The following is a 12,750-nucleotide window of genomic DNA, read 5'->3' as shown; positions in this document are numbered from 1 at the left end:
ATCAGATTCGAGGAGCGTGCCCGAAAAAAACCGGGCGCGCTCTGCGCAGATAAAGGAGAAAATAAAATGGGGATGAAAGCAGAACAGTGGCGACAAATTATTTTATCATTTGAGAGCAAGAAAACATACGACAATCCATTCCTCGATGTTTCCATTTGGAGTATTTTTACGGGACCGTCGGGAAGAAGGATCAGAAGAGAAGCATACTGGGACGGCGGAAATACCTATCGGATTGCCTTTGCGCCGACCGAAACCGGAATGTGGAGTTATAGGCTGGAAGCACCGGAGGAGACGGGACTTTCCGGAGTGCAGGGAACGATCGAATGTATTCCATACGAAGGAGATCTTGCCATTTATCGGCACGGATTCCTGAAAGTGCATCCATCAGGAAGATATCTGACGTATGCAGACGGAACACCGTTTTTCTGGCTCGGTGATACGCACTGGGCATTTGCCTTTGGTGAGCGGTGGGACGAGTCGAACCATCCGCAGATGACGAGCATGTTCCGCGGCATGGCGGACCGCAGGAAGGAGCAGGGTTATAACGTTTATCAGACGAACCTTCGAAGCGACAGCTGGAAGGAGCACAAGAGCCGTTACTGGAAAACGGATGCCACAGATGATGTGCCAGATGTGGCATTTTACCAGAACGAACTCGACCGCCGCATGCAGTATCTCGCTGACCTCGGCTTTATCAACGCGCTCGGTTTTGCCTGGTCCGGCTCGATCGAGCAGGGCGTGGAGCACCAGAAACATCTGGCACGCTATATCATTGCCCGCTATGGTGCCCTTCCGGTTGTGTGGACGCTGTCAGGCGAAGTGGCAGGCTACTTCCCGGGAAAGCCGCGGGAAACAGCCATCAAAGGCTGGCGCGAGGTCGCAAAGTATGTGGAAAAAATGGACGGATATGGAACACTGCAGACCGCACATTATACGAATGAGCGTCCGTTTGCAGATTACTATTATGACGAATCGTGGTTTGATTTTGTGCTGAATCAGGCCGGACACGGCGATTTCCCGATCAATCCGTCCTGGTACCGTGCCTATCGGAAGGAACACGGAACAAAACCATTCATCGAAGGCGAGTCCCTGTATGAATACTGTTCCACACTGGAAGAAAACGGAACCCGGCTCTGCACCGATGCAATGCTGCGCCGCGTGGCATATATGGCAGTCCAGACCGGCGGCTGCGGCTATACGTACGGTGCGCAGGGAATCTGGGATAATATCTGGGAGGTAAGTGACATCAACCCGGATTTTAATGCATTCAACAAATTTGGCATCACCTGGGCGAAAGCCATTGACGGCCCCGGAGGCGCACAGATGGGATATCTGAAACGTTTCTATGAAGAACATCATTTTGAGGAGATGGTGCCTTACGATCTGGCAGAAGCAGAGGAGAGTATCAGCCCGTTTGCCAATAAGCTTGCGGCTGCCACGATCAGCCGGGATAAAACGAGAGCACTGATTTATTACGGAGAGATGGATGGCATGAGTACACCGCTCGCGGGCCTTTGCGACGGAATCTATGCAATTTCCTGGTTTGATCCGAGAACGGGACAGACAGAAAAAGCAGAAATCCAGGTGGAAGTGCGTGGAAAGTCGTGCATTATGCCAAAGAAACCAGCGGCGGGAGACTGGGTGCTGATAGCAGAATGCATAGAAAAAACTGAAAAGTGATCATAAACTATACAAAATGCGGAAAGAAACCGCAGAAAAGTGCAAATTCATCGCAGGATTGTTCTTTTTTGGAGGTAAGAAAGCAGATATAATAAGATCATCAAATGAGTCACGGCCGAAACTCAGAAACGAAATAAAGCAGCAAGACAAAAAGATAAAAAGCGAGGACGAAAGAATGAAAAAGAAAGTAGCAGCGATTTTCATGGCATCCATTATGGCATGCTCCATGGCCGCATGCGGAAGCAGCGGCGGAAGTTCAGATTCCGGAAAGACAGATTCTAAGGATAAGAGTACCGCATCCAGTACAGCAGAGAACGGAAGCGGAGAAGTGGAAAAAATCATCGTAAGCTTCCCGACCTGGACGGGTGCTCCGGCAGATACGGAGAAAGTACAGGAAGCCATCAATGATATCACAAGAGATAAGATTGGTGTTGAAATTGAGCTTTCCATTACTGATTACGGTTCCTTTAACCAGAACACGACGCTGGCGCTTTCCGCAAATGAGGAAATTGATGTACTTGCATGTGTAGGTTTCCCATATGCAACCGGAATTCAGCAGGGATACCTCTCCGACCTGGAAGAAAATGATCTGATTCAGACTTACGGACAGGGAATTATTGATGCGGTTGGACAGGAAAATGTAGATGCCTGCCGTGTAAACGGAGTTTTATATGGACTTCCAAGTAACCGAGACATTGCACAGGGACGTGGATGCGCAGCGATCGCAACCGAGTATCTCGATGGTATTGGCTACGAAGCAAACACAGACGATGAGATCGTAAAAATCAGTCTGGATGAATTAAATGACATTTATGCACAGCTGCATGAGAAGTATCCGGACAAAGAGGTTTATCGTCCGACAACAGGTTCTATGTCGCAGTTCTCTAACGTAGACTCCCTTGGAGGAAATGTGTTCGGTGTGCTGCTTGACTATGGCCAGAACCTTGATGTTGTAAATCTCTTTGAGAGCGATTTCTACAAGGATTATTGTGCAAGACTGTATGACTACAATCAGAAAGGCTATATCAGTGCCGATGCATCGACCGATACAACAGCAGTCGGAGAGCTTGTAAAAGCCGGAACTCTGATGAGCTATACCACAGGCGGAAAGCCTGGCATCAAAGCGCAGGAGACTACACTGACCGGTCGCGATATGACCATCTTCCAGACACTGGATGACTATATCAGTTCCACATCTGTGGCTAGTATGCCTTGGACCATTCCGATCTCTGCACAGCATAAAGAAGCAGCCATGAAATTCCTGAATGAGTGCTACACAAATGCCGATATCGCAAACCTTCTGGCATGGGGCATCGAGGGAACACATTATAAAATTGGCGATGACGGACTTGCTACTTATGCAGACGGTGTAGATGCATCCAACTCCGGATGGAATCATTCTATGGGATGGATGATGCCGAACCAGTTCCTGACCCATGTATGGGAAGGAAATGATCCGGATCTGTGGACAGAGATGAAAGAGTTTAACACCAATGCAAAGGTTTCCAAAGCAAGCGGTTTCTCCTTTGACAGCACAAATGTGGCAAACGAGCTCACAGCAGTACAGAACGTATACAACGAGTATCAGACCAGCGTAGAGTACGGCTTTGTAGACCCGGAGACCGGAATTGCCGAAATGAATGATAAGATGATGACTGCAGGCCTCCAGAAGATTATCGACGAGAAAAAGGCACAGCTTGCAGCGTGGCAGGAAGCAAACAAATAAAGTTTAAGAATTTAGATCAAAAAATGACTGCGCCGTCCCAAAAACAGGACGGCGCAGGTTGTAAGAAGAGAAAAATCTGTCAAAACCGGAACGCTTTGGGACCGGCTGCGGATAAGAAAAAAGGAGAAGGAAAAACATGGCAAGAGTGAAAAGTCAGAAGAGCCAGAAAAGACGAAAAACATTTGTACGTTTTCTGCCGATCTATATTCTGATGCTGCCGGGTCTCATTTATCTGTTTATCAACAATTACATGCCTCTGCCGGGTCTTGTGATTGCATTCAAACAGTACAATGCCGGAAAAGGCATCTACGGAAGTCCATGGGTAGGACTGAAAAACTTTGAATATCTGTTTACGACAAGCGATGCCTTTGTTATTACACGAAATACGATTCTCTACAACGTAGCCTTCATTGTAATCAATACAACACTGGCAATCGCAGTAGCTATTGTCTTGAGTGAACTGGAAGGAAAACGGAAGAAAGTTTACCAGAGTGCAATCCTTCTTCCGAACCTCCTTTCCACCGTTATCATCGGATATCTTGTTTTTGCATTCTTCAGTGTAGAAAACGGATTCATTAACAACACGATTTTAAAGGCGCTGGGAAAAGATCCGGTTTCCTGGTATTCGGAACCGAAATACTGGCCGTTTATCCTGGTTTTTGTCAGTGCATGGAAGTCGGTTGGCTACAACTGTATTGTGTATCTGGCAACACTGATGGGATTTGATAAATCCTTCTATGAGTCAGCCAAGATCGATGGTGCAACGAGATGGCAGCAGATCAAATATATTACCTTGCCGCTTTTGCGTCCGACCATTATCATGCTGACCATGATGGCAATCGGAAGAATTTTCTACTCTGACTTCGGTCTCTTTTATCAGGTGCCGATGAACCAGGGAGCTTTGTATTCCACAACAAACACAATTGATACCTACGTATACCGCGGACTGCTTCAGATGGGCAATGTTTCGATGTCTGCCGCAGCAGGGGTTTACCAGTCGATCGTAGGATTTATTCTGGTGCTTGGCGCCAACCTGCTGGTACGTAAAATTGACCGCGACAGCGCGCTGATCTAGGAGGAACGATATGAAAACAAGAGAAGATAAAATTTATAGCTTTTTCGGCCATCTGATCATGACAATCCTGACACTGCTCGCGATCATTCCGATTCTGCTGATGTTCATTTCCTCATTGACTGACAATGCAACCCTGTTACAGAATGGCTACTCTTTCCTGCCGGAAAAGTGGAGTACCTACGCTTATGAGTGGGTATTCACATCCAGCAGCTCCATGGTAATCAAAGCCTACGGAATGTCCTTTATCCTGACCGCAACCGGCGTTGTCTGCAGCCTTGCCCTGACAACCTGTCTGGCCTACGGTCTTTCGAAAAAAGGTCTGCCGGGACGAAATGTCCTGACCTTTCTGGTGTTCTTTACCATGCTGTTCAACGGAGGCCTTGTACCGACCTATATCAACTACACAACCGTATTTCATGTGAAAGATACATTCTTCGGACTGCTGGTTCCGTCTCTGATGATGAGCGCATTCAACGTTCTTCTGATGAAGAGCTACTTTGTCACCGGTGTGCCGGATGAAATTCTCGAGGCTGCCTATATTGACGGTGCAAACGAGTTCCAGACTATGTGGAAGATCGCAATTCCGCTGTCCAAGCCGATTATTACCACCGTCGCCATGTTCTCCGGTATCGCTTACTGGAACGACTGGAACAATGGTTATATCTATCTGACAAAGAGAACGGATCTTTACAGTATCCAGAACCTGCTGAACCGTCTGATGCAGAATATTCAGGCACTGACGCAGAATGCCAACAACATGGCGCAGGCAGGCGAAGGTCTCTCCCAGATTCCATCCGGAACGGTTCGTATGGCGATGGCAGCTCTTGGTATTCTGCCGATCATGATCATTTATCCGTTCATTCAGAAAAACTTTGTAAAAGGTATTACCCTTGGCGGCGTGAAGGGCTGACAAAAAAATGTGAGTGACTCCCAAAAATCCGGCTTTCCGATATGCAAAAGGAAAACCGGATTTTTTTAATTTTTAAACTGCCGCGGTGTCATGCCCGTCGATTTTTTGAACTGGCGGGAGAAGTACGAAATATTCTGAAAGCCGCAGGTGATGGCAATGTCGCGGATGCTCATTTCGCCCTTTGCGAGAAGCTCCTTGGAGCGCGCAATCCGGCGATCGATGACGTAGTTGATGAGAGAACTTCCCGTGTCTTTTTTGAAGAGATGGGACAGATAATCGGCGTTCAGGTATACCATGGCTGCAAGCGTATCGCGATCCAGCTCGTCGGAGAGGTGCGATTCGATATATGCTTTCACGGTGGCAACAGCCGTGTCCTGGGAAGCGGCTGCCTGACGGCTTTGTATGAACAGCAGAAGACTGTTGGAAATCCATTCTCGTAAAGCACCAAACGAGGAGAAGGTCTGCTCCGGGGAAGCAACGGTAATCTGGCGGCGGAAGGCTTCGTCTTCGCTGCCCGGATGATCCATCTGGCGGAACAGCAGCTGCAGGAACTGATAGTAAAAGCCGGTCAGAAATTCCCGTGTAGCAGTGCCGGAGCTTTTCGTCTGATTTAAGAAAGCGAAAACCTCAATCTGAAGCTGTTCCGTTTTTCCGGATGTGAGAAGATCGGACCAGCGGTCAGATGGAATCGGCTGAAAAGGCGTCTGAACAGGAGCTTCGGTTTCAGCGGCAAGATCGAAAACGTGATTTTCGTAGGTGACGTTCTTTCCGGCGAAGGCTTTCATGGAAAGAAAAGCTTTTCGCAGGTCTTCCGGGAGACAGACCTTCTGATCAACGAAAAAGTTGATCGAGAACGGAAAGTGTGTCACAAAGTCGGTCAGGGCCTGACGACATCGGCCAATCACGGCGTCCCGAGAGTGTGTGGAGGCCGGGAGAAGCAGAAGATAAAAACCATCAAGCACACGGATCGTCAGCGGCAGCTCGCCGGGTTCGAAAAAATATTCCCGGGCAATATTTTTTAAGGCAAATTCATATAGTGTGCGGTTATCAGATGCTGCAAAAACACTCTTTTGTCCGGTCTGGATCAGAAGCGGACAGAAGGGCTGATGAATCAGTTCGACATTCAGACGGCGATAGCGGATTTCATCCATCACTTCGGAAGGAGCAGAGGAAATACTGCCATTTAACAGGTCGAGGAAGAACTGTTCCGCAAGCGGGAGCTCACTTTCCTTCCAGTAATTGGCATGAAGGGTGTTGACGCGGTCCTTTTGCTGCTTTTCACATTGCGCACAGGCTTTGTCAAGAGCTTCCAGAAGAGCATGGTCGTCCAGCGGCTTCAACAGATAGTCACTGCTGGAAAGCTTCATAGCGCGGGAAATATATTCAAATTTTGCATAGGCGGTCAGAAAAATGCAGACGGTTTCGTAGTGTGCCTGGCGGATCTGGTCCAGCAGTTCGAGGCCGGAACCGCCGGGCATCTCGATATCACAGATCATCAGATCAATCGGATGCGCGGAAAAGGCTTCCAATGCCTGCGTCAGATTGTAGGCACAGAAAATCTCAAAAAAGTCCGGGCGTAGTGTGCGGATTTTGTTGGAGATGCTTTCGACGGTATAATATTCATCGTCTACAATTAACAGGTTCATAATAACCTCCCAAAACATATTTTTAGCTGTTCCGGTTATCCGTCGATGCGGAAAAAGGGAACGTAAGGAAAATCAATGGTAATCTGAGCGCCTGCGCCGGGGCGGTTGCCAAAAGCAAAAGCCGCGTCGGGAAAAATCTGGCGGAGGCGGAGCACCACATTTGTGATGCCGATGTGTTCCTGCTCGGAGTTTACATAGGTATCAAGCTTTTGCATCACGGCAAGTATATCCTCGGAAAAACCGCGTCCGGTATCCCAGATACAGATATGAAGACGGGTGCACTGATTTTCTTCCTGCGCGGTGATATCGATATGCATGTTCAGCACTTTCCCCATAACGACCTCATATTTGATCGTGTTTTCCACAAAGTTCAGGAGCATAAGCGGCACAACCGTTGCATTGTGCAGCGATTCTTCGCAGGAAGGGAGCAGGCGCAGCGCGCCGGGATAGCGGATGGAGGAAAGCTCCACGTAGTTTTTTACAAGGTTTAGCTCTTCTAAAAGCGAGACGGTCTGGCCGGAGGAAAGCGTATAGCGCAGATGTACACTCAGGTTCTGAAGCATCTGCCGTGCCAGGTCCGCATGGTTATTTTCAGTCAGCTGATAAATGGTGTTCAGGCAGTTGATCATAAAATGCGGCGTGATCTGCTGCTTCAGGTAAAGCGCTTCCAGCTTCTGACGGGCGAGCTGTTTTTCGTAATTCGCGATTTTCAGATCATCGATCTCTTCGACCATATCGTTGAAAGCGGTCGTCATTTTCCGGAATTCGTCGAGCATAGCGTCATCCGGAATCCGCACCTTGAGATCACCGCCGCGGAGCTGTTCCAGCGCATGCGTCAGCATGTGAACCGGGTGAAGAACCCAGCGGTGCAGGGAAGCAGACAGGAGCAGCCAGATTACGAACAGACCGAGCGAAACGATCAGGGCGAGAAGATAAAAGCTGCTCTGATATTTGGTGTATTCCGAAGCCTTTAAAAGCAGGGTCAGCGACAGCGGTGTTTCGTTCAGTTCATGTGAAACAGCCATCCAGGAGGTTCCATCAATGTCGTAGGAAGGATATCGTCGCCATTTCAAGCGGGGAGCCTCCAGGCAGACATCGTTTGACGGGGTGCGCAGAAGAAGGGGACCATCGGAAAAATACAGAAGACTGTCCTGCGTTTTTGTATCGACCAGAGTGCCAAGGAGTGTATCCGTGGAAATGTACGCGCCGAGCAGATATCCGTTCAGGCTCAGAATACGGACAAGGTAATATTTCCCGTTGATTTCGTTGAGATTCCATACAGAGGACGGATCCTCTGTTTTGGCGATTTCACGGATATAGTTCCAGAGGAACGGTGTCGGGTTGGTGGTCTGGTCATAGAGGACCAGGGCATCTGTGGCTTCCTGATAGCAGAAAAAGCCGTCTACGGTATAGTTTGGCGTTGCGTTTTCAAAGCTTTTTTTGATTCGGTTTAATGTGATATACCAGTTGGTTGTCTGTGGTTCTGCTGCGCGGAGGGAAAGAAGATCGGCATCATTTAATGCGAAAACATAGAGGTAGGTTTCCGTGCGGGAAAGATTTTCATCCAGGCTTTTCTGGTACAGAACCAGTGTATTTTCCGAGTTCTCATGGATCCGCTCAAGCATCAGACCGAAAGCGGCTGTGTTGTTGTACGCGACAAGCGCGCAAAAAAGGACGATCATGACTGCAAGCAGAACAAAAATACGAAAACCAAGTGAGTGTATGGAAATTTTGGAAAAGCGTTTTTTCAAAGGACCATCTCCTCTCCTGTACATGTTAGATATATGCTGAATTTTGGGCCAGATAAAAAGAAAATGCCGGAACTGTTCAGCAAAAGGTCCGGCAGACTCTATGGGAAAGTTTACAATAAAAGTGAAAAAACGTCAATAAATACAAGGAAAAAAGAAATAGATATCGGCAAAAGTGATAAAAAAATAACTGAATTATTGTTTAAAAATTTAATTTAAAAAGATTGACTATTCAAAATACATTTAGTAAAATTAAATTATCACGATACGAAGCAATACTTATTTTAGAAAGGTGGAACGTATGTTACAGTCTTATACCGAATATGTAAAACGATATGGAATTGCAGAACTGGTTTTCCGGGGACCGTCCGAGGGAAATCCGTTTGCGGAGCAGTGGGTGAAAGGAACGATGGCAGGCCAGGCAGAGGAAAAGCGTGCCGAGGGCTTTTATGATGGAAACGGCGTATACAAACTGCGCTTTATGCCATCCTGCGAAGGAACGTATGAGATTACCGCAGTAACAAGCTGGGGCGATGAGGCGAAGGTGACGGTGGAGGTCAGCGCAGCCGATGAAAACTGCCACGGTCCGGTTCGGGTAGCAAACACCTACCATTTTGCTTACGATGACGGAAAGGAATACTACCCGTGCGGTACGACCTGCTATGTGTGGGAGCTGCAGAGTAAGGAGACTCAGGAGAAAACGTATGAAAGCCTTGCTGCTTCTCCGTTTAATAAGATCCGCTTCTGCGTTTTCCCGAAGCACTATGTCTACAATTTAAAAGAGCCGGCACAGTATCCGTTTGAAATTCGTGAAAATTCTCCGTGGTCTCCGTCTGACTTTGGGACAGAGAAGCTGGAAAAAGCGCCGCGCAATATGTTCGGCGGCATTGATGCCATGATCGAAAACCCGGATGAAGTATGGGATTATACCCGTCCGAATCCTTCTTATTTTGAACACATTGAAAACACGATCGCACGCCTTGGCACCATGGGAATCCAGGCCGATCTGATTCTGTTCCATCCGTACGACCGCTGGGGCTATTCCCGCATGAATCTGGAGCAGCAGAACTTTTATTTAAGATACGTTGTCAACCGTTTCAGTGCATACCACAATGTATGGTGGGCTATGGCAAATGAATTTGACCTGTTCCGCTGGAAACCGGTATCCGAGTGGGAGTCCAATGCAGAAACCGTCTGCCGTCAGGATCCGTACCGCCATCTGCGCTCCATTCACAACTGTATGACCATGTACGATCATTCCAGGGGATGGATCACGCACTGCAGTCTGCAGAGAATCGATCTGTACCGTACCGCAGAAAATGTGGAAATCTGGCGCCCGCAGTATGGAAAACCGTGCGTACTCGATGAGATTGCATATGAAGGAAATCTTCCGTTCGGCTGGGGAAATATCAGCGGCGAGGAGATGACACGCCGGTTCTGGGAGGCATATACCAGAGGTGGATATGGCCAGCACGGCGAGACGTATGAAAATGAAAACGGTGTGATCTGGTGGTCACACGGCGGAGAGCTGAAGGGCGGAAGCCCGGCGCGAATCCAGTTCCTGCTGGATATTATGGAAGAAAACGGGGGCTATATGGAGCCGCTTCCGGCATTCTTTGATGAGACTTGCTGCACGAACGGCGCAAGCCATCCGAGAAAAGACTGTATCATGTACTATTTCGGAGCCAACCGCCCATGCCGTCGCCCGTTCCACATGCCGGAAGGCCAGGAGTTTGATGTGGAAGTCATCGACACCTGGAACATGACCATCACCCCGGCAGGCCGCCACAGCGGAGAATTCACGATCGACATGCCGTCAAGACCGTATATGGCTGTGCGACTGGTGAAAGTGAAATAAAAATGTGGGAGAGGAATCTTGAAATTCGGTTCTGCATATGATATACTTGCCGTAGGCAAAGCGAAGCTAAAAGGTTTCAACAACGAAAACCCCGGAGATGGCAGTCTCCGGGTTTTTCTATTCCGTAAAGCGGCTTAAACTTTTGGGCTGGTTGTCCTTCTAATCGTTTTCGTCCAACCATTTGCAGATGAGGTGGCAAATCACACCTGCCATAACGGAAACAATAAGCGAAGTAATAGGCTCCAACAACGTCACCTCCTTTCCAAGTTGCCTTGGTGTAGGTGAGACAACAAAATAAGTATAACATGATATGTGTAGAAACGGTTTGAAAAAACAGAACGTATATTTTGATGAAGTGTTACAGTTCACAGATTCCCTGCGAACTGTAACATTCGCAGCCCTCATTTAAAGTTTTGCTTCGCAAAAGGAGGGCTGCTCACTCCTGAATCACTTTCTTACGCAGCGAAACAGCAGGTGTTTCACTGCTGAGTGAACAGTAACGATGAAGTTGCACAAATATGAAAAAAGTTTATTTTGATCTTGACAACCCTCATCACATATGATAATATACCATCTGTATCACGCCGAAGACAGCAGGTGCCGCAAGGCGTAAGTTTCAAACGCCTGCCGAGGAGAAGTTACACAAGGTTCATGTTATGGAATTTTGAGATCTCTTCGCCAATCTTCGCGAAGAGCTTTTTTTATACTTCCAAAGCGTAGGTACGAAATACTACAAGGAGGTGCAATCATGGCAATCAATGCAAAAATCGATCTGAAGAAGCCGGTCCTGGAAGAGATCAGCGCACAGGTAGAAGGCGCACAGTGCGTGCTGCTGGTAAACTACAGCGGATTAACCGTTGCTCAGGATACTCAGCTGCGTAAAGAGTTAAGAGAAGCAGGCGTTCATTACAAAGTATACAAAAATACAATGATGAAACGTGCATTCGCTGGTACTGCTTTCGAGTCTCTTACCAAAGACCTGGATGGCACAAACGCTATCGCAATCAGCAAGGACGATGCAACAGCTCCGGCAAGAATCATCGCTAAATTTGCAAAAACCGCTCCGAAGCTGGAGATGGTTTCTGGTGTTGTAGAAGGAAACTACTACGACAAAGCTGGAATGGAAGCACTGGCAAACGTTCCGTCAAGAGAAGAACTTCTTGGCAAACTGCTTGGAAGCATCCAGTCCCCGATCGCAAACCTGGCTCGCGTCCTCAACCAGATCGCAGAGTCCAAAGGTGGCGCAGCAGAGGCCTAAGCCTCAAGCGGGCAGCGTGAAATACGCAGCCTGAGAACATTATTCAGAAAATATCCAAGGAGGAAAATAAAATGGCAAAGTTAACAACCGCAGAGTTTATTGACGCTATCAAAGAGTTATCTGTATTAGAGTTAAACGATCTTGTAAAAGCATGTGAGGAAGAGTTCGGCGTATCCGCAGCAGCAGGCGTTGTAGTTGCAGCAGCAGCAGGCGATGCAGCAGCAGCTGAGGAGAAAGACGAGTTCGACGTAGAGCTGACAGAGGTTGGCCCGAACAAAGTTAAAGTTATCAAAGTTGTACGTGAAGCTACAGGACTTGGCCTGAAAGAAGCTAAAGAAGTAGTTGACGGTGCTCCGAAAGTCCTCAAAGAGGGTGCTTCCAAAGCAGAAGCTGAAGAGCTCAAAACTAAACTTGAGGCTGAAGGCGCTAAAGTTACTCTTAAATAATTTAAGCGTAAATCAGAATCTATGGACGCACGGCGGGATTTCCTGCCGTGCGTTTTTTTGAAAACTGCGCGTCGCATTCTCGTTACTTCAGTGATGAGTTAGACGCGCAAAATTCGCACCAAAAAAAGGAACAAATGTTTGATATATTCCTATGCATATGGTATACTATTTTTATGAAGAAAGATATGTTTACAATTAATAAAAATGGTCTTTCCTATGGTAGAGGATATGTGTACTCTCTGCAGTATCATCTGGTCTGGTGTACAAAGTACAGAAAAAAGGTTTTAAAAGACGGAATTGATGTGGAATGCAAAGAAATGCTGGAAAGTCTTGCACAGGAATATAAATTTCAAATCCTGGCCATGGAGGTTAGGCCGGATCATATTCATCTGCTTGTAGATTG

General features: G+C 47.6%; 10 protein-coding genes and 1 other annotated feature. Of the genes, 8 read left to right on the top strand and 2 right to left on the bottom strand.

What is annotated here, in order from left to right:
• The first annotated feature begins 66 nt into the window (after positions 1 to 66).
• The 4 genes from DW769_RS05545 (at position 67) to DW769_RS05530 (ending at position 5,391) form a co-directional block, all read left to right on the top strand.
• A complete protein-coding gene (locus DW769_RS05545) occupies positions 67 to 1,680 on the top strand; it encodes an apiosidase-like domain-containing protein (RefSeq protein WP_118750080.1) in 1,614 nt (537 codons plus the stop codon).
• Positions 1,681 to 1,855: 175 nt separating this feature from the next.
• Positions 1,856 to 3,406 carry an ABC transporter substrate-binding protein gene (locus DW769_RS05540; RefSeq protein WP_158555026.1) on the top strand — a complete coding sequence of 517 codons (1,551 nt, stop codon included), beginning with the start codon at positions 1,856 to 1,858 and terminating at the stop codon, positions 3,404 to 3,406.
• A gap of 136 nt (positions 3,407 to 3,542) precedes the next feature.
• Positions 3,543 to 4,481, top strand: a complete 939-nt coding sequence (locus tag DW769_RS05535) for an ABC transporter permease (protein WP_117510352.1) — start codon at positions 3,543 to 3,545, stop codon at positions 4,479 to 4,481.
• 10 nt (positions 4,482 to 4,491) lie between these two features.
• On the top strand, positions 4,492 to 5,391 hold the full coding sequence (locus DW769_RS05530) for a carbohydrate ABC transporter permease (protein WP_055266923.1): 900 nt from the start codon (positions 4,492 to 4,494) through the stop codon (positions 5,389 to 5,391).
• Between the two features lie 65 nt (positions 5,392 to 5,456).
• Here the strand turns inward: DW769_RS05530 and DW769_RS05525 are convergent, their stop codons facing one another.
• A complete protein-coding gene (locus DW769_RS05525) occupies positions 5,457 to 7,037 on the bottom strand; it encodes a response regulator transcription factor (RefSeq protein WP_158579798.1) in 1,581 nt (526 codons plus the stop codon).
• 35 nt (positions 7,038 to 7,072) lie between these two features.
• Complete coding sequence (locus DW769_RS05520; RefSeq protein WP_158579797.1) at positions 7,073 to 8,788, bottom strand: sensor histidine kinase; 1,716 nt, start codon at positions 8,786 to 8,788, stop codon at positions 7,073 to 7,075.
• 298 nt (positions 8,789 to 9,086) lie between these two features.
• On the opposite strand from DW769_RS05520, the gene DW769_RS05510 reads away from it, so the two are divergent.
• The 4 genes from DW769_RS05510 to tnpA all read left to right on the top strand — a co-directional run.
• Positions 9,087 to 10,643, top strand: a complete 1,557-nt coding sequence (locus DW769_RS05510) for a DUF5605 domain-containing protein (RefSeq protein ID WP_118750076.1) — start codon at positions 9,087 to 9,089, stop codon at positions 10,641 to 10,643.
• A 566-nt stretch (positions 10,644 to 11,209) separates the two neighbouring features.
• Positions 11,210 to 11,354, top strand: a sequence feature (ribosomal protein L10 leader region).
• A 37-nt stretch (positions 11,355 to 11,391) separates the two neighbouring features.
• Positions 11,392 to 11,901: a 50S ribosomal protein L10 gene (gene rplJ / locus DW769_RS05505; protein WP_055227784.1), complete on the top strand. Its 510-nt coding sequence runs from the start codon at positions 11,392 to 11,394 to the stop codon at positions 11,899 to 11,901.
• Positions 11,902 to 11,972: 71 nt separating this feature from the next.
• Positions 11,973 to 12,347, top strand: a complete 375-nt coding sequence (gene rplL, locus DW769_RS05500; RefSeq protein WP_022462823.1) for a 50S ribosomal protein L7/L12 — start codon at positions 11,973 to 11,975, stop codon at positions 12,345 to 12,347.
• A 185-nt stretch (positions 12,348 to 12,532) separates the two neighbouring features.
• Positions 12,533 to 12,750 (top strand): IS200/IS605 family transposase (tnpA, locus tag DW769_RS05495; protein WP_243105419.1); only part of this gene is annotated, 218 nt, incomplete at its 3' end.

Source organism: Blautia sp. AM29-29 (genome assembly GCF_003480555.1).
In the GTDB taxonomy this organism is placed as follows: domain Bacteria; phylum Bacillota; class Clostridia; order Lachnospirales; family Lachnospiraceae; genus Fusicatenibacter; species Fusicatenibacter saccharivorans.
Note: the sequence above shows the minus strand (reverse complement) of the source record. Positions and strands in the feature narration are given on the sequence as shown.